The following is a 23,814-nucleotide window of genomic DNA, read 5'->3' as shown; positions in this document are numbered from 1 at the left end:
ACGAGAGGCCACCAGCACCCTATCGAGTGCTGGTGGCCTCTCGCCTACGTGGTGCGGACCATCAGACCGAGATCGCCCGGTCCGTCGCCTTGACCGGGGCCGGCAGGATGGTCGAGCCCTCGAGGTACTCGTCGACCTTCGCCGCCGCGGCACGCCCTTCGGCGATCGCCCAGACGATGAGCGACTGGCCGCGGCCGGCGTCACCGGCGACGAAGACGCCCGGCTCGTTCGTGGTGTAGTCGGCCTGGCGGGACACCGCGCCGGAGACCGTGGTCGGCAGGCCGAGCTGCGGCTCGAGCGTGTCGGTCTCCGGGCCGGTGAAGCCCATCGCGATGAGGACCAGGTCGGCCGGGATCTCCCGCTCGGTGCCGGCCTTCGGGACGCGGCGGCCGTCGAGGTACTCGGTCTCGGCGACGCGGAGCGCCCGGACCTCGCCGGCCTCGTTCGACAGGAACTCGACCGTGGTGGCGAGGAACTGTCGTTCCCCACCCTCCTCGTGCGCGCTCGTGACCTCGAAGACCGTCGCGAACATCGGCCAGGGCTGGTCCGACGGACGCTCGAGCGGCGGCTGCTTGCCGATCGCCAGGTTCGTCACGCTCAGGGCGCCCTGTCGGTGTGCGGTGCCGATGCAGTCCGCGCCGGTGTCACCGCCACCGATCACGACGACGTGCTTGCCCTCGGCGCTGACCTGGTTGTCGACGACCGTGCCCGCGTTCGCCTTGTTCTGCTGGACCAGGTAGTCCATGGCGAAGTGGACGCCGGCGAGGTCGCGACCGGGGATCGGCAGGTCGCGCGGGACCGTGGCGCCGGTGGCGACGACGACCGCGTCGTACCGGGACTTCAGGTCGTCCCAGGTGATGTCGCGACCGATCTCGACACCGGCGCGGAAGCGGGTGCCCTCGGCCTGCATCTGGGCGAGGCGGGCGTCGATCTGCCGCTTCTCCATCTTGAAGTCCGGGATGCCGTAGCGGAGCAGACCACCGATGCGGTCGTCACGCTCGAACACCGCGACGGTGTGCCCGGCACGCGTGAGCTGCTGCGCGGCCGCGAGTCCGGCGGGACCGGACCCCACGACGGCGACGGTCTTGCCGGTGAGGCGCTCGGGCGGGTGCGGGGTGACCCAGCCCTTCTGGTACGCCTCGTCGATGATCGAGACCTCGACCTGCTTGATCGTCACCGGCGGCTGGTTGATGCCGAGCACGCAGGACGACTCGCACGGCGCGGGGCAGAGACGACCGGTGAACTCCGGGAAGTTGTTCGTCGCGTGCAGCCGCTCGATGGCCTGGCGACCCTCGCCGCGCCACGTCAGGTCGTTCCACTCCGGGATGAGGTTCCCGAGCGGGCAGCCCTGGTGGCAGAACGGCACACCGCAGTCCATGCAGCGCCCGGCCTGTCGCTTCAGTGCGCCGGACTCCTGCTGCTCGTAGACCTCCTTCCAGTCCATCAGCCGGACGGGGACCGGTCGGCGGGGCGGGAGTTCACGTTCCTGGACCTTGAGGAAGCCCTTGGGGTCAGCCACCGGTCACCTCCGATCCTTCTGTCTGCGTGGTGGTCGTCGAGCGGGTGCTCGCTGTCGAGCGGGCGCTCGCGGTCGTACGGGTGTTGCGGGTGGTCGGGGTCGAGGTGCGCGGCTCAGCCACCGGTCACCTCCAGGATGCGGTTCCACACCACGGTGCCGTCGGGGTCGAGCCCCTCGTCGGCCGCCTGGCGACGCGTCTCGAGCACGGCCGCGTAGTCGCGCGGCAGCACCTTGACGAACTCGGACAGGTCGCCCGAGTCGAGCAGGCCCGCGGCGATGGTGGACCCGGTCTCGTCGGCGTGCCGGCGGAGCAGGTCGGAGACGATCGCGACGTCGGCGCTGTCGAGCGGCTCCAGGCGGAGCTCCCCCGAGGCCAGCGCGTCGGTGTTCACCAGCTCGCTGCGGAGGCCGCGCACGTACGCGGTGCCGCCGGACATGCCGGCGCCGAGGTTCCGGCCGGTCTCACCGAGGATGAGCGCCAGCCCACCGGTCATGTACTCGAGCGCGTGGTCGCCCACGCCCTCGACGACCGCCGTCGCCCCGGAGTTGCGGACCAGGAAGCGCTCGCCCACGATGCCGCGGATGAACATGCTGCCCTGCGTCGCGCCGTACCCGATGACGTTGCCGGCGATGACGTTCTCGGCCGGGTCGAACCCGACGTCCTCGGCCGGACGGACCACGATCTCGCCGCCGGACAGGCCCTTGCCGACGTAGTCGTTGCTGTCGCCGACCAGTCGGAGGGTGATGCCGGCCGGCAGGAACGCACCGAGCGACTGCCCCGCCGAACCGCGGAGCGTGACGTCGATCGAGCCCGTCGGCAGCCCGTTCTCGCCGTGGCGGAGGGTGACCTCGTGACCGAGCATCGTCCCGACCGCCCGCTCCGTGTTCCGGATCGGCAGGTCGAGCGACAGCGTGCCGCCGTGCTCGAGGACGTCCGACGCCTCGGCGATCAGCCGCACGTCGAAGTGCTGCTCGAGCTCGTGGTCCTGCGCACGGTGCCGGGTGCGCGGCTCGTCGTCGGCGAAGTCCGGACCCTTGAGCACCGGCTCGAGGTCCAGGCCCGACGCCTTCCAGTGCTCGAGCGCACGGTCGACGTCGAGGGCGTCGGAGCGACCGATGGCCTCGTCGAGGCTGCGGAAGCCGAGCTCGGCGAGCAGCTCGCGGACCTCCTGCGCGATGAACTCGAAGAAGTTCACGACGAACTCCGGCTTGCCGGAGAACCGTGCACGGAGCTCGGGGTTCTGCGTGGCGACGCCGACCGGGCACGTGTCCAGGTGGCAGACGCGCATCATGATGCAGCCCTCGACGATGAGCGGCGCCGTGGCGAAGCCGTACTCCTCGGCGCCGAGCAGCGCGGCCACGACGACGTCGCGACCGGTCTTCATCTGCCCGTCGACCTGCACCGTGACGCGGTCCCGCATGCCGTTGAGCATGAGGGTCTGCTGCGTCTCGGCGAGACCGATCTCCCACGGGGTACCGGCGTGCTTGAGCGAGTTCAGCGGGCTCGCGCCGGTGCCGCCGTCGTGGCCGGAGACGAGGACGACGTCGGCCAGGGCCTTCGTCACACCCGCCGCGACCGCGCCGATGCCGGACTGGCTGACGAGCTTGACGTGGACGCGGGCGGCCGGGTTGGCGCGCTTCACGTCGAAGATCAGCTGCTTGAGGTCCTCGATCGAGTAGATGTCGTGGTGCGGCGGCGGCGAGATGAGTCCGACACCGGCGGTCGCGTGCCGGGTCCGGGCCACCCACGGGTAGACCTTCTGCGGGGGCAGCTGGCCGCCCTCGCCCGGCTTCGCACCCTGGGCCATCTTCAGCTGGATGTCCGTGGCGTGCGTCAGGTACATGCTCGTCACGCCGAACCGCCCGGACGCGACCTGCTTGATCGCGCTCCGGCGCTCGGGGTCGAGGAGTCGTTCGACGTCCTCGCCGCCCTCACCCGTGTTCGACCGGCCGCCGAGACGGTTCATCGCGATCGCGAGCGTCTCGTGGGCCTCCTGCGAGATCGACCCGTAGGACATCGCGCCGGTGTTGAAGCGCTTGACGATGTCGGCGATCGACTCGACCTCGTCGAGCGGCACCGGCGTGCGGGCGCCGTGTCGGAAGCCGAACAGACCGCGGAGCGTCATGAGCTGCTCGGACTGGTCGTCGACCGACTTCGAGTACTCGCGGAAGACGTCGTAGCGGCGTGCGCGGGTGGCGTGCTGCAGGCGGAAGACCGTGTCCGGGTTGAACAGGTGCGGCGGTCCCTCGCGTCGCCACTGGTACTCGCCGCCGGTCTGCAGGCGCTCGTGCGAGAGCACGGCGCCGTCCTGCGGGTACGCCTGCGCGTGCCGCTCGGCGTTCTCGGCGGCGATGACGTCGACGTCGACCCCGCCCAGGATCGAGGACGTCCCGGTGAAGTAGCGGTCGACGAACTGCTGGCTGAGGCCGACCGCCTCGAACGCCTGCGCGCCGGCGTAGCTGGACACCGTGGAGATGCCCATCTTCGACATGATCTTGAGCACGCCCTTGCCGAGCGCCTTGATGACGTTCTTGACCGCCTGCTCGGGGGTGAGCCCGGTGATCATGCCGGAGCGGACGAGGTTCTCGCAGGTCTCCATCGCCAGGTACGGGTTGATCGCCGAGGCGCCGTACCCGATCAGGGTCGCGACGTGGTGCACCTCGCGCACGTCGCCGGCCTCGACGATCAGGCCGACCTTCATGCGCTGCTCGGTGCGGATCAGGTGGTGGTGGACCGCGGCGAGGAGCAGGAGGCTCGGGATCGGCGCGTTCTCGACGTTGCCGTCGCGGTCCGACAGCACGATGAACTGCTTGCCCGACTCGATGGCGGCGTCGACCTCGTCGCAGACGGCCTGGATCCGCTGCTCCATGGCGGTCTCGCCGGCGTCGACGCGGTACAGCCCACGGATCGTGACGGTGAGGTGGCGACCGGAGGCGGTCTCGAAGTGCTGCACCTTCGCGAGCTGGTCGTTGTCGATCACCGGGAAGTCGAGCACGATCTGCTTCGCGTGCTCCGGACCGGCCGCCAGCAGGTTGCGCTCCGGACCGAGACCGAGGCCCATCGACGTGATGACCTGTTCGCGGATCGAGTCGAGCGGCGGGTTCGTGACCTGCGCGAACTGCTGGGTGAAGTAGTCGAACAGCAGCCGCGGGCGCTGCGACAGGATGGCGATCGGCGTGTCCGACCCCATCGCGCCGAGGGGTTCGGCCCCGGTCTGCGCCATCGGGCGCAGCAGGACACGGACCTCTTCCTCGGTGTAGCCGAAGGCGCGCTGCCGACGCGTGACCGATGCCGGCGTGTGCACGATGTGCTCGCGCTCCGGCAGGTCGTTCAGGTTGATCCGACCGGACTCGAGCCACTCTGCCCAGGGCCCGGACGTGGCGAGGTCGCGCTTGACCTCGTCGTCCTCGATGATCCGGCCGTTCTCGGTGTCCACCAGGAACATGCGGCCCGGGCGCAGACGGCCCTTGCGGACCACCTTCGACGCGGGGACGTCGATGACACCGGTCTCGCTGCCCATCACGATGAGGCCGTCGTCGGTGACGAGGAACCGCCCGGGGCGCAGGCCGTTGCGGTCGAGCGTGGCGCCGACGAGCGTGCCGTCGGTGAACGTGATCGCCGCCGGACCGTCCCACGGCTCCATGAGCATCGAGTGGTACTCGTAGAACGCGCGGAGCTCCGGGTCCATGTCGGTCTGGTTCTCCCACGCCTCCGGCACCATCATCGACATCGCGTGCGGGAGCGAGCGGCCGGTCAGGGTGAGGAGCTCGAGCACCTCGTCGAACGAGGCGGAGTCGCTCGCGCCGGGGCTGACGATCGGCAGGAGCGGCGCCATGTCGCCCAGCAGCTCGCTCTCGAGCTGCGATTGTCGGGCGCGCATCCAGTTCCGGTTGCCGCGGACGGTGTTGATCTCGCCGTTGTGCGCGAGCGACCGGAACGGCTGCGCGAGCGGCCACGACGGGAAGGTGTTCGTCGAGTACCGGGAGTGCACGATGGCCAGGCGCGAGGCGAAGCGCTCGTCGCTCAGGTCGGGGTAGAACGGCTCGAGCTGGAGCGTCGTGACCATGCCCTTGTAGACCATGGTCCGGCTCGACAGCGACATGAAGTAGAGCTCGCTGCCCTGCTCCGCACGCTTGCGCAGCCGGAACGCCTGGCGGTCGAGCGCGATGCCCGAACGCGGTGCCCCGTGCTCGTCGTGGTGGGTGGACGTGACGAAGACCTGCTCGAAGGCGGGCATCGCGGCGCGGGCGAGGGTGCCGAGGACCTCCGGGCGGACGGGGACCTCACGCCACCCGAGCACGCGGAGCCCCTCGTCGGCGGCGAGGGCCTCGACGCTCGCCTTCACCGCGGCACGGCTGTCGGCGTCCAGCGGCAGGTAGGCGGTGCCGACCGCGTACTCCCCCGCACCGGGCAGCTCGAACGGCACGACGTCACGCAGGAACGCGTCGGGCACCTGGCAGAGGATGCCGGCGCCGTCGCCGGTGCCCGCGTCGGACCCGACGGCACCGCGGTGCTCGAGGTTGCGCAGGGCGCCGAGCGCGGCGTCGACGATGTCGTGCCCGGGCGTCCCGCGGAGCGTCGCGACCATGGCGAGGCCGCAGGCGTCCTTCTCGTTCGCCGGGTCGTACAGACCGGCGGCGTCGGGGATCGCGGAGAACCGTCGGTGCGGCGGGCGGAGCCGGGACGCGCCGTTCGGCACTGCAGAGGGCTGGGGTGGCAGGAGCGCCATGGGGAACCGTCCTCACGAGGAAGTGGAACAGGGACAGCGGTGGCCCGGTGGTGCGTTCCGCCCGAGCGGGCGGGACTGGTGCCCGTGCTCGCCGCCAGGAGGTGTCCGGGCGGCGTGCGAGGAATGGGGTCCGCTTGTGGCGGACCGCGGGTGCGGTGTGGTGCTGCGTTCTGGAGAGGCTGGGGACCTCAGCGTCGGTCGGCGACTGTGGCGACCGGCTCCGGATCGGCGACACCGGTCGTGGTGTCGTGCTCCGAGTAGGTGTCGTCCGAGTCTACATCGGACTTCGAGCGAGGCTCGCGACCCGGCAGGTACGGGCTCGGCTCCTTGCCGACGTGTCGCCGGGACTGGACGAGGAAGATGACGAGCCCGAGCAGGATCGCCGCGAAGGACATCCACACGTTCGTCCGGATGCCGGCGAAGGTCTCGCTCGTGTCGACGCGGATCGATTCGAGGACGGACCGGCCGGTGCCGTACCAGACCAGGTAGAGGGCCATGACGCGGCCCCACTGCAGTCGGAAGCGACGGTCGATCAGCAGGATGAGCACCGCGCCGACGACGTTCCAGATGATCTCGTAGAGGAACGTCGGGTGGAAGAGCACTCCCTCCGGCAGGCCCTTCGGGTAGGCCGGGTTCGACGCCTCGATCTGCAGGCCCCACGGCAGGCTGGTCGGCATCCCGAACAGCTCGTGGTTGAAGTAGTTGCCGAGCCGACCGGCGGCCTGGGCGAGGAGCACGCCGGGCGCCGCGGCGTCGATGAACGCCGAGAAGCGGATCCCGGCCATGCGGCACCCGATCCAGGCTCCGAGCGACCCGAGGATCAGCGCCCCGAAGATCGCCAGACCGCCTTCCCAGATGTAGAACACCGAAAGGGGGTCGATCCCCGGACCGAAGTAGTCGTCGACGTGGCTGATCACATGGAACGCGCGTCCGCCGATGATGCCGGCCGGCACCGCCCAGAGCGCGATGTCGATGATGATCCCCCGCTCGACTCCGCGCGCGTTCATCCGGCTGTTCGTGAGCAACACGCAGATGACGATCCCGATGAGGATGCAGATCGCGTACGCGTGGATCCGGAAGTCGAGCGGCATGCTGACGCCGAACGTGCTCCGCAACCAGGCGGTGAGGTCGAAGTACTGCCAGGCCGTGCTCGGGCTCGGGATGCTCAGGAGGGGCATTGCGTGCGGTCGCCTTTCGGTCCTGGTGGTGCCGGGGGCTGGGAGGCCCCGATCACTGTAGCGCGGGTCAGCGACGCCCAGCGCCGGACGACGCAGCGCCCGGCGGTGCGGCACCCGGGGCCGCGGCACCGGCGGACAGCTCGGCCGCACGTTCGGCGACCCCGCCCACGCCGAGGTCGGCCAGCGCACGCACGAAGGCCGACCCGATGATGGCTCCGTCGGCGTACTCGAGCACCTCGCGCACCTGGTCGGCGGTGGAGATGCCGAGACCGACGCAGGTCCGCTCGACGCCCGCGTCCCGCAGCCGCGAGACCACGGTTCGGGCGGCACTGTCGACACCGGTCCGGGCGCCGGTGACGCCCATCGTCGACACCGCGTAGACGAAGCCGCGACTGCGGTCGACGGCCTGCCGCATCCGCGTGTCCGTGGAGGACGGCGCCGCCAGGAACACGCGGTCGAGACCGGTGCGCTCGGAGGCGTCGATCCACTGCTGGCCCTCGTCGGGGATGAGGTCCGGGGTGATGAGACCGGCGGCGCCCGCGGCCACGAGGTCGTCGGCGAACCGCTCGACTCCGTACCGCAGGACGGGGTTCCAGTACGTCATCACGAGCACGGGGGTGTCCACGCGCTCCGTGATGGCGCGCACGGCGTCGAAGACCTGCGCGACCTTGAAGCCGTTTGCCAGGCTCTCCTCGGCGGCACGCTGGATGACCGGCCCGTCCATGACCGGGTCGGAGTACGGCAGGCCGAGCTCGATGACGTCGACGCCGTTCTCGGCGAGGGCCACCGCCGCGTCGACGCTGGTCTCGAGGTCCGGGTAGCCGGCGGGCAGGTACCCGACGACGGCGCCGGCGCGCTCGGTGTTCGCGCGGTCGATGGTCGCCGCGACCGTCCGGTCCGTGCTCACGACTGGACCGCCGTCTCGTCGAGGATGCCGAAGTACCGGCTGGCGGACGCCACGTCCTTGTCGCCGCGACCGGAGAGGTTCACGAGGACGACGCCCTCGGGCCCGAGCTCCTTGCCGAGCTTGATGGCGCCGGCCAGGGCGTGCGACGACTCGATCGCCGGGATGATGCCCTCGGTGCGGCTGAGGAGACGGAACGCCTCCATCGCCTCGGTGTCGGTGATCGGTTCGTACTTCGCCCGTCCGATCGACGCCAGGTACGCGTGCTCCGGCCCGACGCTCGGGTAGTCGAGTCCCGCGGAGATGCTGTGGCTCTCGATGGTCTGCCCGTCCTCGTCCTGCATGAGGTACGACTTCGCTCCCTGCAGCACGCCCTCGCGACCGAGCGTGATGCTCGCCGCGTGCCGTCCGGTCTCGACGCCGTCACCGCCGGCCTCGAAGCCGTGCAGGCGGACGGACTCGTCGTCGAGGAACGCCTCGAAGATGCCCATCGCGTTCGAACCACCGCCGACGCACGCTGCCACGGCGTCGGGCAGACGGCCGACGCGGTCGAGGACCTGCTGACGGGCTTCCTCGCCGATCACCTTGTGGAACTGGCGGACCATCTCCGGGAACGGGTGCGGTCCGGCGACCGTGCCGAGCAGGTAGTGCGTCGAGTCGACGTTCGCCACCCAGTCGCGCAGCGCGTCGTTGATGGCGTCCTTGAGCGTGCGGGAGCCGGTCTCGACCGGGATCACCTGCGCGCCGAGCAGGCGCATCCGCGCGACGTTGAGCGCCTGGCGCTCGGTGTCGACGGCGCCCATGTAGACGACGCAGTCCATGCCGAACAGTGCCGCGGCGGTCGCCGTCGCGACGCCGTGCTGACCGGCACCGGTCTCGGCGATCAACCGCGTCTTGCCGAGCCGCCGGGCGACGAGGGCCTGACCGAGCACGTTGTTGATCTTGTGCGACCCGGTGTGGTTGAGGTCCTCGCGCTTGAGGATGATCCGCGCGCCACCGGCGTGCTTGGCGAAGCGCGGCACCTCGGTGATGATCGACGGCCGACCGGTGTACTCCCGGTGCAGCGTGTCGAGCTCCTCGCGGAAGGACGGGTCCGCCCAGGCCTCGCGGAAGGCGGCCTCGAGTTCGTCGAGTGCCAGGACGAGGGACTCGGGGACGAAGCGTCCGCCGAAGTCGCCGAAGTAGGGGCCTTGCAGGTCACGGAGTGAGGTCACGGTGGTGCTCCCGGAGGTGTCCGGCCAGGGGCCGGACGGGTTGTCAGCCGTCGATGAACGACGCGAGCGTGGCGGCGGGGTCGGCGCCGGTGACGAGCGCTTCCCCGACGAGGACGACGTCGGCCCCGGCGGACCGGTAGTGCGCGACGTCGGCGGGGGTCTTCACGGCGGACTCGGCAACGCGCACGACCCCGTCGGGGATGCGGTCGGCGAGCGAACCGAAGAGGTCGCGGTCGAGCGAGAAGTCGGTGAGGTCGCGGGCGTTGACGCCGAGGATCCGTGCGCCGGCGTCGAGCCCGCGGGAGACCTCGTCCGCCGAGTGGGCCTCGACGAGCACGCGCATGCCGAGCTCCTCGGCCAGGGCGTGCAGCTCGACCAGCGCGCGCTGCTCGAGGGCGGCGACGATCAGGAGGACCAGGTCCGCCCCCGCCGCACGGGCCTCGACGACCTGGTACGGGTCGGCGATGAAGTCCTTGCGGAGCACGGGCACCGTCACACGGGCCTTCACCGACTCGAGGTCGGCGAGCGACCCGAGGAACCTGCGCCCCTCGGTCAGCACGCTGATCGCCGAGGCACCGCCCCGCTCGTAGTTGGCCGCGAGGGCGGCCGGGTCCTCGATCGTCGCCATCGACCCGCGGGACGGGCTGGCGCGCTTGACCTCGGCCAGGACCTTCACGCGGTCGCCCGGCGCGAGGAAGTCCAACGCGTCGAGCGGCGACGCCACACGGTCGAGGTCACGCTCGACGTCCGCGTAGGGGCGGTCGAGTCGGCGTGCGGCGGCGTCCTCGAGGGCGCCGGCGACCAGGCTCTCGAGCAGGTTCGGCCCGGACGCTGCGGTCACGCGCTCACTCGCCGTGGTGCTTGGGGACGAACTTCGGACCGTTGACGCCGTAGCCGGCCTTGCCCATCGCGAAGCCCACGACGAGGCCGATGAGCACGATGCCGGCGGAGACCCAGACGCCCCAGGCCATGTCGAACCAGAAGAAGAGCGTCCCGGCGGCGAAGCCGATCAGCATGATGACGACGGCCGTCCAGGCCGCCGGCGAGTGGCCTTCGCCGAGTTCTGCGGGCTCAGTGTTGCTCACGGTGCTCCTCGTTGTCGCTGGCGCCACCGGTCGGGCGGCGCTCCGTCGATCCTACCGTGTCCGCGGTCCGCGACTCCCCGACGGCGGCGTCCCCCGCGGTCGGGTCGACCCCGGCGCTGAGGTCGTCCCAGTCGACGATCGCGTCACGTGCGACCGGCGCGGCGGCGACGTCGCCGGACGGTGCCGGGGCGCTGCCCGTGGCGCGTGCACCGGCGGCGGAGGCCGCACCGGGTGTGGTGGCGTCGCCGTACTTCCGGCTCGGGCCGGGCCACGACCGCTGCAGGAACAGCACCGCGATCCCGAGGAGAGCGGCGAGCACCCCGGCGGCGATCCCGACGACCGGCCAGGGGCTCACGTCGACGCTCGTGACGACCTGCCGGACGGCGCCGACGTCGCTCACGCCGGCGACCGACCCGACCGCGCTGCGGGCCGAGGCGACGGGATCGGTCAGCGCCGAGACCCCGGTGACCACGACGGCCACGCCGAGCAGGACCTGGACGACGGCGAGCACGACGCGGACGATCCGGCCCGCGATCGTGAGCGCGAGGAACAGCGCGAGGCTGGCGATGGCGACCGCGGTGTACTGCGGCACCACGGCCGCACCGTCGGCGGCGACGGTGGACACGACGGCGGCCGAGTGGTCGAGGTGCATCGTGAACCACGTCTGCGTCCACGAGAGCATCACGAGCCCCGCGACGGCGAGACCGACCACGACGACGAGCGGACGGGAGCGCTTCACCGTGCGACCCCGGTCATCCGGTTCGCGGTGGCGACGGCCCGGAGCGGCGCCGCGGCCTTGTTGACCGCCTCGAGGTGCTCGCTCGTCGGGTCCGAGTCGGCCACGAGTCCCGCACCCGCCTGCACCCGCGCGATCCCGTCCTGGATGAGCGCGGTGCGGATCGCGATGGCCACGTCGGCGTCCCCGGCGAAGTCGAAGTACCCCACGACCCCGGCGTACGCACCGCGCTTCGCGGGTTCGAGCTCGTCGATGATCTGCAGGGCGCGCGGCTTCGGCGCCCCGGACAGCGTCCCCGCGGGGAAGGTCGCCCGGAACACGTCGATCGCCGAGGCACCGGGACGGACGGCGCCCTCGACGCTCGAGACCAGGTGCATGATGTGGCTGAACCGCTCGACGGTCATGAACTCCGTCACCGCGACGGACCCCGGCTCGCACACCTTCTGCAGGTCGTTGCGGGCGAGGTCGACGAGCATGAGGTGCTCGGCGCGTTCCTTGGGGTCCTGCAGGAGCTCCTCGCCCAGGCGGACGTCCTCCTCCGTGGTCGCGCCACGGGGGCGGGACCCGGCGATCGGGTGGGTCATCGCGCGGCCGTCCTGGACCTTCACGAGCGCCTCCGGCGAGGCGCCGACGATCCAGAACGGAGCGCCGTCGGTGCCCTCGAGCGCGAGGAAGTACATGTACGGGCTCGGGTTCAGGGTGCGGAGCACGCGGTAGACGTCGAGCGGGTCGGCGGTCACGTCGTGGTCGAAGCGCTGCGAGATGACGACCTGGAAGACGTCGCCGTCGCGGATGTACCGCTTCGACCGCTCGATCGCCGCCGCGTACTCCTCGGGCGTCGAGCGGGACCGTGCGGTCGGCTCGGCGATGTCGAACGCCTCGGCGACGGTCGCGACGCTCGGCTGGACGAGGTCGGCCTGCATCCGGTCGAGCCGCGCCTGCGCGTCGGACCAGAGCGTGTCGGCGTCGTCGGTGCCGTCGTTCAGCGCGCTCGCGACGAGGACGACCAGGCCGGTGCGGTGGTCGAGGGCCGCGAGCTCGGCGACGAAGGACAGCGCCTGTCCGGGCACGTCGAAGTCGGCGGGCGGTGCGTCGGGCAGGTGTTCGAGCTGCCGGACGGCCTCCCACCCGATGAAGCCGACGGTGCCGCCGACGAGGGGCGGGGTGCCCGGCACGCGCGGGGTCGCCCACCGCTCGTGCAGGCGCGCGAGCACGTCGAGCGGCGCGCCGTCGAGCGACCCCACGGCACGCTCGACCGACAGTCCGGTGTCGATCCACGACGCCCGGTCGCCGTCCTGCGTGAGGACGCCGAAGCTCCGCACGCCGACGAAGGACCACCGGGACCACAGGCCGCCCTGGCCGGCGGACTCGAGGAGGAACGTGCCGGCGCGGCCGTCGGCGAGCTTCCGGTAGACCCCGACCGGGGTCTCGCTGTCGGCGAAGAGCGCCCGGACGACCGGGACCACGCGGTGGCCGCGCGCGACCAGGTCGTCGAAGTCGGTGCGCGCCGTGGTGCGGGGCGCGTCCGTCACCGGTCCGCCCCGCCCGTCGCGGCGCCGACCTCGGTCGGGGCCGACGCGGTCACCGGGTCGAGCGGGTCCACGTCGAAGCACCGGTGCGCGCCGGTGTGGCAGGCGGCCCCGACCTGGTGGACCGTGACGAGCAGCGTGTCGTCGTCGCAGTCCAGCGCGGCGCCGCGGACGTACTGGGCGTGCCCGGACGTGTCACCCTTTCGCCAGTACTCGTTCCGGGAGCGGGACCAGAAGGTCACCCGGCCCTCGGTGAGGGTGCGGCGGAGTGCTTCTCGGTCCATGTACCCGAGCATGAGGACGTCCTTCGACGATTCCTCCTGCACGATGGCGGGGAGCAGTCCGTCCGCACCGAAACGAGCGCGGTCGAGGACCGCTTCGGTGCTGGCGCTGGTGCTGTCGGTCATGAGACCACCAGCCTACGGCCCGGCGCCTCCCCCGACCGGACGGGAGGCACGCCTCCCCCGGTCGCGTCAGCTCAGCGGACCACGTGGCCGGTCGCGCGCAGCGCGTCCTTGACGTCGGCGACGGTCATCTCGCCCCGGTGGAAGACGCTCGCCGCGAGGACGGCGTCGGCCCCCGCGTCGATCGCGGGGGCGAAGTGCTCGACGCGACCCGCGCCTCCCGAGGCGATGACCGGGACGGACGAGACCGCACGGACCGCCGTGACGAGTGCGAGGTCGAACCCGTTCTTCGTGCCGTCGGCGTCGATCGAGTTGACCAGGAGCTCCCCCGCGCCGCGCTCGACGGCCTCGCTGGCCCAGGCGACGGCGTCGACGTCGGTCTCGGTGCGGCCGCCGTGCGTCGTGACGACGAAGCCCGAGGGCGTGCGGGAGGACCGCTTGACGTCGAGGGAGAGGACGACGGCCTGCGACCCGAACCGGTCGGCGATCTCGGTGACGAGTCCGGGACGGGCGATCGCCGCGCTGTTCACGCCGATCTTGTCCGCGCCGCACTGCTGCAGCCGCGAGACGTCGTCGACGCTGCGGACCCCGCCGCCGACCGTGAGCGGGATGAAGACCTGCTCGGCGGTGCGGGTGACGGTGTCCCACATGGTGGCGCGGTTCTCGACCGTGGCACCGACGTCGAGGAAGGTCAGCTCGTCGGCACCCTGCTCGTAGTAGCGCGCGGCGAGCTCCACCGGGTCCCCGGCGTCCTGCAGGTCGAGGAAGTTGACGCCCTTGACGACGCGGCCGCCGGAGACGTCGAGGCACGGGATGACCCGGACCGACACCCCGCCGAGCGCGGTCGCCGTGGTCGTGCCGTCGGTCACAGCCGTGCGGCGTGGATCGGGCTGACGAGGATGGCGCGCGCTCCGAGGTCGTAGAGCGCGTCCATGATGAGGTTCGCGTCCTCGCGCGGGATCATCACGCGGACGGCGGACCAGTCGCGGTCGTGCAGCGGCGACACCGTCGGCGACTCGATGCCCGACGCGACCGCCGTGGCCTGCTCGAGCAGGTCGGACGGGATGTCGTAGTCGAGCATGACGTAGCCGCGGGCCACGAGCACGCCCTGCAGCCGGCGCCGGAGCACGTCGATGCCGGCGATCGACTCGTCGGTGGTGATGAGCACCGCGGTGGACTCGAGGATGACCGGGCCGAAGATCTCGAGCCCGGCGGCGCGGAGGGTGCTGCCGGTGGAGACGACGTCGGCGACCGCGTCGGCGACCCCGAGCCGGACCGCGCTCTCGACGGCGCCGTCGAGCTTGACGAGGGTCGCGGTCACGCCGTGCTGCGCGAGGAACTCGCCGACGAGCCCCGGGTAGCTGGTGGCGACGCGCACGCCCTCGAGGTCCTGCAACGTCGCGTACCGACCGGGTGCACCGGCGAACCGGAAGGTCGAGTCGGCGAACCCGAGCGCGTCGACCTCGTGCGCGGTGGACCCGGAGTCGAGCAGCAGGTCGCGACCGGTGATGCCGACGTCGAGCGCGCCGGAGCCGACGTAGGTGGCGATGTCGCGCGGGCGGAGGAAGAAGAACTCCACCCCGTTGCGCTCATCGATGAGGTGCAGCGCCTTCGGGTCGCGGCGACCGGCGTACCCGGCCTCCCGCAGCATCTCGGAGGCGGTCTCGGACAGGGAGCCCTTGTTGGGCACGGCGACGCGGAGCATCAGGGTCTGCTTCCTGGAGGGGGTCGGTGACGGTCTGCGGTGCGCTGCGGGCAGCGCTCCCTACAGATGTCGCCAGACGTCCGCCGGGGTGAGCCCCTTCGCGACCATGAGCACCTGCAGGTGGTACACGAGCTGCGAGATCTCCTCGGAGGTGCGCTCGTCACCTTCGTACTCGGCCGCCATCCAGACCTCGGCGGCCTCTTCCACGATCTTCTTGCCGATCTGGTGCACACCGGCATCCAGTTCGGCGACGGTGCCGGAGCCCTCGGGACGCGTGCGCGCCTTCTCGGTCAGCTCCGCGAACAGGTCGTCGAACGTCTTCACGGTTCCAGGCTACCGGTCTGCGAGGGCACGCCGTGCCGCCGCCCGGAGATCGGTGATGCGCTCGGCCGGTTCCCCGCCGTACACGGCGGAGCCGGCGACCAGGGTGTCGGCGCCGCTGCGGACCGCTTCGGGGACGGTGTCGACCGCGATGCCGCCGTCGACCTCGAGCCAGACGTCGAGCCCGGAGGCGTCCACCGCGGCCCGGGCGTCGGCGAGCTTCGGCATCACCTCGGACATGAAGGCCTGGCCGCCGAAGCCGGGCTCGACGGTCATGAGCAGGACCATGTCGTAGGCGTCGAGGTGGTGCAGCACCTGCGTGATCGGCGTGCCGGGCTTCACGGCGACTGCGGCGCGAGCACCGTTCGATCGGATCGCCGCCGCGGTCGCCACCGGGTCCGTCGCCGCCTCGAAGTGGAACGTCACGCTCGACGCCCCGGTCTCGGCGTACTTCGGCGCCTCGGTGTCGGCGTCCGTGATCATGAGGTGCACGTCGAGCGGCACGGGCGACACCTGCTGCAGGCGCTGCACGATCGGCAGGCCGAGCGTCAGGTTCGGCACGAAGTGGTTGTCCATGACGTCGACGTGCACCATGTCGGCGGTCGCGATGCGCTGGAGTTCACGCTCGAGGTTCGCGAAGTCGGCGGACAGGATGCTCGGCGAGATGCGGATCGTCACCCGTCGAGCCTACCGGCGGGTGGTCAGGCCGTTCGGCGCACGAGTGCGATGAACATCGCGTCGGTGCCGATGCGGTGCGGCCAGAGCTGTGCGGTCCGCCCGTCGGCCACCTGCGGGTCGCGCGCGGCCACCGAGCGGACGACCGCGGCGGTGTCGAGCTGTTCGAGCTCGTGCCCGTGCCGACGCATGAGGGCGTCGACCTGCCCGCGGGTCTCGGCGAGGTGCGGCGAGCAGGTGACGTAGGCGAGCGTGCCGCCGGGCGCGAGGACCCGGACCGCGGCCTCGAGCAGTTCCTCCTGCAGCGCGGCCAGTTCGGCGACGTCCTCCGGCTGCTTGCGCCAGCGCGCCTCCGGACGACGACGGAGCGCGCCGAGCCCGGTGCACGGCGCGTCGAGCAGGATGCGGTCGTACGTGACGCCGGAGCCGTCGGTGCCGTAGCGGCGGCCGTCGCCCTCGACGACGGTGACGGTGTCCCGGAAGTCGCGGAGGGCCTCCCGGACGAGTCCGACGCGCGCGGGGACGAGTTCGTTGGCGACGAGGGTCGCGCCGGACTGCGCGGCCTCGGCCGCGAGTAGCGCGGCCTTGCCCCCGGGCCCGGCGCAGAGGTCGAGCCAGCGCTCGCCCGGGCGCACCGCGGAGGAGCGGGAGAGGGCGAGGGCCGCGAGCTGCGAGCCCTCGTCCTGCACGCGGAGGCGGCCGGCGGCGACACCGGGGACGCGTGCGGGGTCGCCGGTCACGCCGCGGATGCCGACGGGCGAGACGGGCAGGTCGGGTGCGACCGGCGCGGTTGCGTGCGCCGGGGCGGCGGTGCCGTCGTCGTCGCTGGCCGCGTCGTCCGGGGCGACGTCGTCGTCGACGGCGGGCCCGACGGGAGGCTCCTCCCCGGCCTCGACGTCGTCCCCCGCCGTGCGGGCGGTCGCCTGCTCCACGTCCTCGGCCGTGGCGATGCCGGGCAGCGCGGCGAGCTGGACCCGGGGCGCCTCGTTGTCGGCCGCGAGGAGCGCCGCGAGTTCGTCGCGCGACCGCTCGGCGGCGAGAGCGTCACGGAGCGCCGACACGACCCAGACCGGGTGCGACCACCGCGTGGCGAGCAGCGCCTCGCCGCCGAGGCCCGCTGTCACCAGGGCGTCCCACTCCTCCGGGGTCTTCGCGGCCACCTTCCGCATGACGGCGTTGACGAAGCCGGTCGCGCGGGACACGCCGACCTCCCGGGCGAGCTCCACCGTGGCCGAGACCGCGGCGTGCGTCGGCGTCCGCATGCCGAGCAGCTGGTGCACGCCGAGGCGCATGACGTCGAGCACGTCGGCCTCGACGAGGTCCGCGCGCCGTCCGGACGCGAGGGCGACGACCGCGTCGTACCGGCCGATCATCCGGATGGTGCCGTAGGTCAGCTCGGTCGCGAAGCCGGCGTCCCGGGCGCTCAGCCCCGCGCGCCGGATGCGCGTCGGCAGGAGCAGGTTCGCGTAGGCGTCGTCGACCTGCACGGCGCGGAGCACGTCGAAGGCCACCCGACGGGCGCTCACCTGGCGGGGAGCCTGCGGTCGACCACCGGGACGGCGTGCGGCACCCGACCCGGTCGGACCACCGCCCTGTCGTCCGCCGCTGTCCCGGCCGCCGCTCCCGCGTCCGCCGTCGCGCTGGGGGCCGCGCGACCGTGCCTGTTCCGCGCTCATGCGAGCACCTTCCCGTCGAGCGGTCCGAGCCCGCGGGCCCAGGCCGCGGCGTCCATCGCCTTCTTGCCGGCCGGCTGCACCTCGCAGAGCACGAGCGGCTCGTCCGCCGTGCCGACGAGCAGGACGCCGTCGGTGAGCCGGAGGGCGCCGGGCGCGAGCGGCGCGGCGGACTCCCCCGCGCCTCCCGGACGGACCCGGCCCGCACGGAGCAGCTTGACCCGCGTCTCGCCGAGGTGTGCGAAGGCACCGGGCTCGGGCGTGACGCCGCGCAACCGGGCGTGCACGACGGCAGCCGGTGCCGTGAAGTCGGTGCGGCCGTCCGCGAGGGTGAGCTTCGGGGCGGTGGTGACCTCGCCGACCTGCTCGTGCGCCACCGCGGTGCCGGCGGCCAGGTCGTCGACGACCCGGGCGACGAGCTCGGCCCCGGTGTCGGCCATCGCGGCGAGGACATCGCCCGAGGTCGCCTCGTCGTCGATCGGGAACGGTTCCGAGGCGAAGACGGGTCCGGCGTCGAGGGCCTCCACCAGCTGGAACACCGTCGCCGCCGTCGTCGTCGCACCGGCCATCACGGCACGCTGCACCGGCGCGGCACCGCGGAGGGCCGGCAGGTCGGAGAAGTGCAGGTTCACCCAGCCCATGCGCGGGGCGTCGAGTGCCGGTCGCCGCAGCAGCGCGCCGTAGGCGACGATCACGCCGAGGTCGACACCGAGCTCGGCGATCCGGGCGGTGACCGCGTCGTCGACCCGGGCGGCCTCGACCACCGGCAGGCCGAGCTCGGCGGCCGCGACGGCGACGGGCGTCGGGGTCAGGACGCGCTTGCGGCCCTGCGGTGTCGGCGGGCGGGTCAGCACCGCCGCGATCTCGTGGTCGGACGCCGCCAGACGGCGGAGGGTGGGGACCGCAGCAGCGGGGCTGCCGGCGACGACGAGACGCATGGGCTCCAGTCTCCCACGACGGACGGCGCTCCCCCGGCGCGGTCGGTCGGGTCCGGTGGACCGGGCTGTCCGCCTCGCGCGGGAGCGCGGGGTCGGCGGACGACCACGGCCCGGGGCGGGTACCTTCTCAGGCGATTCCCGGAAAGGAACGAACCATGGCAGATCGACTCTCCACCCCCGCCCCCACCAGCTTCGCCGAGACGCCCGTGCAGAAGGGCGCCCTCGTCGTCGGCATCGTCTTCCTGCTCGTCGGACTCGCCGGGTTCGTCCCCGGCGTCACGTCGGGGGACCTCGGCGGCGCAGGCAACGGTTCGATGGGCATGCTGCTCGGCATCTTCCAGGTGTCCGTGCTGCACAACATCGTCCACCTGCTCTTCGGCATCGTCGGCGTCGCGGCCGCGCGTCGGGCCAGCGGCGCCCGGCTGTACCTCGTCATCGGCGGCGTCGTCTACTTCGTCCTCTGGATCTACGGCCTCTTCACCGCGGGCAGCGACAGCGCCGCGAACTTCGTGCCGCTCAACTCGGCGGACAACTGGCTGCACCTCGTGCTCGCCGTCGGCATGGTCGCCCTCGGGGTCGTCCTGTCGCGCGGTCGTCGCGCACCGGTCGGCGCGTAGCACCCGTCGCCGACCCGGGTCGGCGACACCGACGGGAGGCCCGTGGCGGGATCGCCACGGGCCTCCCGTGCGTCCGGGGTCCGGTCAGACCTCGGAGAACGGCTCCGCGTCGTCCATGCGGACGCGGAGCGCGGGTGCGGCGCGGCGCTTCGCGCCACCGGCGACCACCCGGCGCGTCGACGACCGACGGATGACCTCCGCCTTCAGGGTCGCGGCGACCTCGGCACCGTGCCCGTAGGGGAAGCGGACGATCGCGCGGACGGTACCCGGCGTCGGGTCGTCCACGGGCACCGGACCGAGCACCGGCCCGACGGGCGCGTCCCCCAGCGCCTCGACGGCACCCGTCACGGCCTCGTCGGTGCCGGTCAGCGTCGCGACCCGGACGGCCGGCGGGAAGAACAGCTCGCGGCGGTCGGCCAGTTCGTCGTGCGCCGGTCCGTCGAGTCGCCACAGCGCCATCGCGTTCGCGAGTTTGCCGCCGATGCCGACGAGGTAGACCGGAGCCCCGGGCGCGCCCTTCGCCGCCGCGTTCGACCAGACCCGCAGGACGTCCTCCTGCACGCGGAGCCCCTCGCGCGCCAGCATCCGCTCGCCGTCGAGCAGGAGCACGCACGCGTACCCGCCCGCCACGTCCGGTTCGGCGCCGCGGGTGGCGACGACGACGGCCGGGCGTGCCGGGACCTCGTCCACCGGACGGCTACCGTCCGCGACGACGATGCGGGTGTTCGGGAACGCCCGACCGAGTTCGTCCGCGGTCCGCTGCGCACCCTGCCCGACCGGCTTGAGCTTCCCGTTGCCGCACGTCGGGCAGCGGTACCCGGCCGCGAGCGCGCCGCAGAACCGGCACTGCGGGGTCGAGCCGGCGTGCGGGCTGCCGAGCGGCCCACCGCACACCCGGCAGTGTGCGCGCTCACCACACGCGGTGCAGACCAGGCCCGTGCCGAAGCCCGGGTTCGACACCTGGACGAGCACCGGCCCCTCGCGGCTGGCCTCGCGCGCGGCGCGCCACGCGCTGCTCGGGATGCGGGCCTGCGCCGCGTACCCGTCGGCGTTCGTCTGGTGCGCGGTCGGCACCACCTTCGGCACCCGGACGCGGTGCGGGGTGAGCTCCTGCAACCACCCGAGCTCGACGAGCCGCTGCACGTCGGTGCTGCGGGCGTGGGAGAGCAGGAGCAACGCCGCACCGGACTGCGCGGTGCGGACGAGGGCGACGTCGCGGGTGTGCACGTACGGGGCACGCTGCTCGGCGAACGAGGGGTCCCCGTCGTCCCAGAGCGCGATGAGGCCGAGGTCCGACGCCGGCGCGTACACCGCGGCGCGACTGCCGATCGCCACGACCGGGTGGGTGCGGGCGGTCAGGAGTGCCCGGGCCCGCTGCCCGTTCGTCTGCTTCGCGTCGAACCGCACGACCCGCTCCGGTGGCACGAGCACGTGCAGGGCCCGCTCGAGGTCGGTCACGTCACGGAAGTCCGGGACCGCGATGACGGCCGACCGTTCCCCCGCCAGCGTGTGCGCGGCCGCCTGCGCCAGGGTCGCCGCCCAACCGGGCACCCAGGTCGGGTCCTCGTCGGCGTCGGACAGGGCGACCGGGTGCGGGATCGCGCTGACCGCGGCCCGCCTCCCGGCGTCGATCACCGCCTCCACCGTGCCGTCGCCGTAGCCGTCCACCGGCACGGGGACGACCGCGGGCGGCACGTACTCGGGATCGCGGGCGAGCCAGGCCTTCTCGGGCCGGACCTGCCGCGTCGGGACCGCCAGCCGCAGGACGTCGCTGGCGACCCCGGCTGCACGGTCGGCGACGGCGCGGGCGAGCCGCCAGACCTCGGGCGCGAGGACCGCCACGGGGCTGACGAGTTCCTCGACGACGCTCAGTTCACCGGGGAAGTCGTGCTCCGGCGAGAGGGCGTCGTCCCGGACGACCTCGACGACGTAGGCGTCCGTCATCCGGGCGCCGGAGCGCAGCGGCACCTTGACGCGCACGCCCGGCACGCAGTCGTCCTCGAACTCGGCCGGCACCCGGTAGTCGAACAGACGGTCCAGCTGCGGGAGCGGCGAGTCGAGGACGACACGCGCGACGGTGGCCACGCCGGGCCTCAGACGGCGGCGGAGACGAGTCCTGCCGCGGTCCGGAGTTCCTCGACTCGATCGAGGTGCTCCCACGTGAACCCGGGCAGCTCGCGGCCGAAGTGGCCGTACGTGGCGGTCTGGGCGTACTTCGGGGTGAGCAGGTCGAGGTCGCGGATGATCGCGGCGGGCCGCAGGTCGAACACCTGGCGGATGGCGGCCTCGATCGTGGCGTCGTCGACGTGTCCGGTCCCGAACGACTCGACGTACAGCCCGACGGGGGCGGCACGGCCGATCGCGTACGCGACCTGCACCTCGAGGCGGTCGGCGAGTCCGGCCGCGACGGCGTTCTTCGCGACCCAGCGCAGCGCGTACGCCGCCGAGCGGTCGACCTTCGACGGGTCCTTGCCGCTGAAGGCGCCGCCACCGTGGCGGGAGGCCCCGCCGTACGTGTCCACGATCACCTTGCGCCCGGTGAGCCCGGCGTCGCCCTGGGGACCGCCGATCTCGAAGCGCCCGGTCGGGTTCACGATGACGTCGACGCGCGACGCGTCGAGATCGACCATGGCGAGCACCGGACGGATGACGTGCTCGGTGATGTCGGCGGTGAGCTGGTCGAGCGTGACGCTCGGCGCGTGCTGCGTCGAGAGCACCACGGTCTCGACGGTCTTCGGCGTGACGCCGTCGTAGCCGACCGTGACCTGGGTCTTGCCGTCCGGACGCAGGTACGTCAGCTCGCCGGACTTGCGGACCGCGGCGAGCTTCTCGGCCAGGCGGTGCGCGAGCCAGATGGCGACGGGCATGTACTCCGGGGTCTCGTTCGTCGCGAAGCCGAACATGATGCCCTGGTCGCCCGCACCCTGGCGGTCGAGCGGGTCGACACCGGCGCCGGAGCGGGAGTCGAGCGACTCGTCGACACCCTGCGCGATGTCCGGGGACTGCGCGCCGATCGAGATCTCGACGCCGCACGTACGGCCGTCGAAGCTCACGTCGGAGGAGTCGTACCCGATCCCCGTGATGACGTCGCGGACCAGCTGCGGGATCTCGACGTAGCCGGAGGTGGTGACCTCACCGGCGACGTGCACGAGCCCGGTCGTCACCATGGTCTCGACGGCGACCCGCGCGTGCGGGTCGACCGTGAGCAGGGCGTCCAGGATCGCGTCCGAGATCTGGTCGCAGATCTTGTCGGGGTGACCCTCGGTCACCGATTCCGACGTGAACAGACGGAGTGCGCTCGTCACCGGGATCAGGCGGAGGGCTGCTGCTGCTTGGTGACGGTCAGCTTGTCCTCGTTGATCTCGTGGAGCGCGACCGAGAGCGGCTTGTCGTCGATCGTCGAGTCGACGAGCGGGCCGACGTTGTCGAAGAGCGAGCCCTCGTGCAGGTCGGCGTAGTAGTCGTTGATCTGGCGGGCGCGCTTCGAGGCGAAGATGACGAGCGCGTACTTCGACTCGACCTTGCTGAGCAGGTCGTCGATGGGCGGGTCGATGATGCCCTGGGGGTTGGCCATGGGTTGCTCCTCGTCGTCGGTGCACCCGTGAGGGCACAGGGGATCGGTGCACCCGTCAGGGCGCAGAGAACAAGTCTACGACCTCGCGTGCCGCCGTGCTGACATCGGAGTTCACGATCCGCACGTCGAACTCGTCCTGCGCGGCCAGCTCCACCTTCGCGGTCTCGAGCCGACGGGCCTGCTCCTCGGCGGACTCGGTGCCCCGGCCGATGAGCCGACGCACGAGTTCGTCCCACGTCGGCGGCAGCAGGAACACCAGGACCGCCTCGGGCATGGCGTCCCGCACCTGACGGGCACCCTGCAGGTCGATCTCGAGCATGACCTTCTCGCCGGCGTCGAGCGCCCGGTCGATCGGCGGCCGCGGGGTGCCGTAGCGGTACGAGTTGTGCACGGTCGCCCACTCGAGCAGTTCGCGGTCGCGGACCATGCGGTCGAACTCGGCGTCGTCGACGAAGTAGTAGTGCACGCCGTCGACCTCGCCCGGGCGGGGCTTCCGGGTCGTCGCGGACACGCTGAGGTTGACCTCGGGGTACTGCTCGCGGATGTGGGCGCTGACGGTGCCCTTGCCCACCGCGGTGGGTCCGGCGAGCACGACGAGCTTCGACGCCCCGCGCTTCCGGCCGCGACCGGCGAGCCAGTCGGCGAGCTCCGTGCGCTGCCGGCTGCCGAGGCCGCCCAGCCGCTTCGACGGCGCGATCCGCAGCGCGCCCATCACGGCATCCGCGCGGGCCGGTCCGACCCCGGGCAGGCTCGTCAGCAGGTCGCGGACGCGCAACGATCGTTCGGCCGCCGTCGACGCGACCACCGAGTCGTCCTCGGACCACGCCGACCGTGCCACCTCGAGCGGCGACCGGTCCCCCGACGCCACGGCGGCCTTCACGGCGGCCCGGGCGCGGCGGGCGGCGACGGCGGCCTTGGCGGCGGCGACCCGGTCGACCTCCGGCGGGTTGCGGTGCGCCGGCAGCCCGGAGCGGTCGTCGGTCGTCGGGTCGGACACCACGTCGTCCGGGCG

General features: G+C 72.5%; 21 protein-coding genes. 1 reads left to right on the top strand and 20 read right to left on the bottom strand.

Annotated features, from left to right (window positions below):
- Positions 1-61: 61 nt before the first annotated feature.
- From KM842_RS04685 to KM842_RS04610, 16 genes are all read right to left on the bottom strand, one after another.
- The gene (locus KM842_RS04685; protein ID WP_216261336.1) at positions 62-1,519 is read right to left on the bottom strand and encodes a glutamate synthase subunit beta; all 1,458 of its coding nucleotides are present in this window, start codon (positions 1,517-1,519) and stop codon (positions 62-64) included.
- A gap of 113 nt (positions 1,520-1,632) precedes the next feature.
- Positions 1,633-6,249 (bottom strand): glutamate synthase large subunit, encoded by a 4,617-nt coding sequence (gene gltB / locus KM842_RS04680; RefSeq protein ID WP_301183817.1) that lies wholly within the window; start codon positions 6,247-6,249, stop codon positions 1,633-1,635.
- Between the two features lie 188 nt (positions 6,250-6,437).
- The gene (gene lgt, locus KM842_RS04675; protein ID WP_216261335.1) at positions 6,438-7,427 is read right to left on the bottom strand and encodes a prolipoprotein diacylglyceryl transferase; all 990 of its coding nucleotides are present in this window, start codon (positions 7,425-7,427) and stop codon (positions 6,438-6,440) included.
- A gap of 67 nt (positions 7,428-7,494) precedes the next feature.
- The gene (gene trpA, locus KM842_RS04670) at positions 7,495-8,334 is read right to left on the bottom strand and encodes a tryptophan synthase subunit alpha (RefSeq protein WP_216261334.1); all 840 of its coding nucleotides are present in this window, start codon (positions 8,332-8,334) and stop codon (positions 7,495-7,497) included.
- Positions 8,331-9,545: a tryptophan synthase subunit beta gene (trpB, locus tag KM842_RS04665; protein WP_216261333.1), complete on the bottom strand. Its 1,215-nt coding sequence runs from the start codon at positions 9,543-9,545 to the stop codon at positions 8,331-8,333. The genes trpA and trpB overlap by 4 nt, the downstream gene beginning before the upstream one ends.
- 43 nt (positions 9,546-9,588) lie before the next feature.
- A complete protein-coding gene (trpC, locus tag KM842_RS04660) occupies positions 9,589-10,362 on the bottom strand; it encodes an indole-3-glycerol phosphate synthase TrpC (RefSeq protein ID WP_216262097.1) in 774 nt (257 codons plus the stop codon).
- Positions 10,363-10,390: 28 nt separating this feature from the next.
- Positions 10,391-10,630: an HGxxPAAW family protein gene (locus KM842_RS04655; protein WP_216261332.1), complete on the bottom strand. Its 240-nt coding sequence runs from the start codon at positions 10,628-10,630 to the stop codon at positions 10,391-10,393.
- Positions 10,617-11,369, bottom strand: a complete 753-nt coding sequence (locus KM842_RS04650; RefSeq protein ID WP_216261331.1) for a Trp biosynthesis-associated membrane protein — start codon at positions 11,367-11,369, stop codon at positions 10,617-10,619. The genes KM842_RS04655 and KM842_RS04650 overlap by 14 nt, the downstream gene beginning before the upstream one ends.
- Positions 11,366-12,898, bottom strand: coding sequence for an anthranilate synthase component I (locus tag KM842_RS04645; protein ID WP_216261330.1), 1,533 nt, complete (start codon positions 12,896-12,898; stop codon positions 11,366-11,368). Before KM842_RS04645 ends, KM842_RS04650 begins: the two co-directional genes overlap by 4 nt.
- A complete protein-coding gene (gene hisI, locus KM842_RS04640; protein WP_216261329.1) occupies positions 12,895-13,302 on the bottom strand; it encodes a phosphoribosyl-AMP cyclohydrolase in 408 nt (135 codons plus the stop codon). Before hisI ends, KM842_RS04645 begins: the two co-directional genes overlap by 4 nt.
- Before the next feature lie 71 nt (positions 13,303-13,373).
- Positions 13,374-14,168: an imidazole glycerol phosphate synthase subunit HisF gene (gene hisF / locus KM842_RS04635; RefSeq protein WP_253206252.1), complete on the bottom strand. Its 795-nt coding sequence runs from the start codon at positions 14,166-14,168 to the stop codon at positions 13,374-13,376.
- Complete coding sequence (gene hisG, locus KM842_RS04630; protein WP_216261328.1) at positions 14,165-15,004, bottom strand: ATP phosphoribosyltransferase; 840 nt, start codon at positions 15,002-15,004, stop codon at positions 14,165-14,167. The genes hisF and hisG overlap by 4 nt, the downstream gene beginning before the upstream one ends.
- A 60-nt stretch (positions 15,005-15,064) precedes the next feature.
- Entirely contained in the window at positions 15,065-15,328 is a 264-nt protein-coding gene (locus KM842_RS04625) for a phosphoribosyl-ATP diphosphatase (RefSeq protein WP_058742152.1), read from the bottom strand.
- Positions 15,329-15,337: 9 nt separating this feature from the next.
- Positions 15,338-16,003, bottom strand: a complete 666-nt coding sequence (gene rpe / locus KM842_RS04620; protein WP_216261327.1) for a ribulose-phosphate 3-epimerase — start codon at positions 16,001-16,003, stop codon at positions 15,338-15,340.
- A gap of 23 nt (positions 16,004-16,026) precedes the next feature.
- Entirely contained in the window at positions 16,027-17,676 is a 1,650-nt protein-coding gene (locus KM842_RS04615; protein WP_253206251.1) for an RsmB/NOP family class I SAM-dependent RNA methyltransferase, read from the bottom strand.
- Entirely contained in the window at positions 17,673-18,611 is a 939-nt protein-coding gene (locus tag KM842_RS04610) for a methionyl-tRNA formyltransferase (RefSeq protein WP_216261326.1), read from the bottom strand. Before KM842_RS04610 ends, KM842_RS04615 begins: the two co-directional genes overlap by 4 nt.
- Before the next feature lie 155 nt (positions 18,612-18,766).
- Here KM842_RS04610 and KM842_RS04605 point away from each other — a divergent pair, with 155 nt between their 5' ends.
- A complete protein-coding gene (locus tag KM842_RS04605) occupies positions 18,767-19,228 on the top strand; it encodes a DUF4383 domain-containing protein (RefSeq protein WP_216261325.1) in 462 nt (153 codons plus the stop codon).
- Positions 19,229-19,312: 84 nt separating this feature from the next.
- On the opposite strand, the gene KM842_RS04600 is transcribed toward KM842_RS04605, so the two are convergent.
- Genes KM842_RS04600 through gmk form a run of 4 tightly spaced genes read right to left on the bottom strand, consistent with a single transcriptional unit; the run spans position 19,313 to position 23,766 of the window.
- On the bottom strand, positions 19,313-21,313 hold the full coding sequence (locus KM842_RS04600; protein WP_216261324.1) for a primosomal protein N' family DNA-binding protein: 2,001 nt from the start codon (positions 21,311-21,313) through the stop codon (positions 19,313-19,315).
- Positions 21,314-21,321: 8 nt separating this feature from the next.
- Positions 21,322-22,533 (bottom strand): methionine adenosyltransferase, encoded by a 1,212-nt coding sequence (metK, locus tag KM842_RS04595; RefSeq protein ID WP_216261323.1) that lies wholly within the window; start codon positions 22,531-22,533, stop codon positions 21,322-21,324.
- Positions 22,534-22,538: 5 nt separating this feature from the next.
- Positions 22,539-22,802, bottom strand: a complete 264-nt coding sequence (gene rpoZ, locus KM842_RS04590; protein ID WP_110902190.1) for a DNA-directed RNA polymerase subunit omega — start codon at positions 22,800-22,802, stop codon at positions 22,539-22,541.
- Positions 22,803-22,857: 55 nt separating this feature from the next.
- Positions 22,858-23,766 carry a guanylate kinase gene (gene gmk / locus KM842_RS04585; protein WP_216262091.1) on the bottom strand — a complete coding sequence of 303 codons (909 nt, stop codon included), beginning with the start codon at positions 23,764-23,766 and terminating at the stop codon, positions 22,858-22,860.
- Positions 23,767-23,814 lie beyond the last annotated feature (48 nt).

Origin of the sequence: Curtobacterium sp. L6-1 (assembly GCF_018885305.1) — a bacterium.
Classification (GTDB): Bacteria; Actinomycetota; Actinomycetes; order Actinomycetales; family Microbacteriaceae; genus Curtobacterium; species Curtobacterium aetherium.
This window is presented reverse-complemented; position numbering and strand designations above follow the sequence as displayed.

Bases quoted from the DNA above. Each gene is read 5' to 3' on its own strand.
- KM842_RS04615 (WP_253206251.1), bottom strand. From the start codon at position 17,676: ATGAGCGCGGAACAGGCACGGTCGCGCGGCCCCCAGCGCGACGGCGGA.
- lgt (WP_216261335.1), bottom strand. From the start codon at position 7,427: ATGCCCCTCCTGAGCATCCCGAGCCCGAGCACGGCCTGGCAGTACTTC.
- KM842_RS04610 (WP_216261326.1), bottom strand. From the start codon at position 18,611: ATGCGTCTCGTCGTCGCCGGCAGCCCCGCTGCTGCGGTCCCCACCCTC.
- KM842_RS04605 (WP_216261325.1), top strand. From the start codon at position 18,767: ATGGCAGATCGACTCTCCACCCCCGCCCCCACCAGCTTCGCCGAGACG.
- rpoZ (WP_110902190.1), bottom strand. From the start codon at position 22,802: ATGGCCAACCCCCAGGGCATCATCGACCCGCCCATCGACGACCTGCTC.
- gltB (WP_301183817.1), bottom strand. From the start codon at position 6,249: ATGGCGCTCCTGCCACCCCAGCCCTCTGCAGTGCCGAACGGCGCGTCC.
- hisG (WP_216261328.1), bottom strand. From the start codon at position 15,004: ATGCTCCGCGTCGCCGTGCCCAACAAGGGCTCCCTGTCCGAGACCGCC.
- hisI (WP_216261329.1), bottom strand. From the start codon at position 13,302: ATGACCGACAGCACCAGCGCCAGCACCGAAGCGGTCCTCGACCGCGCT.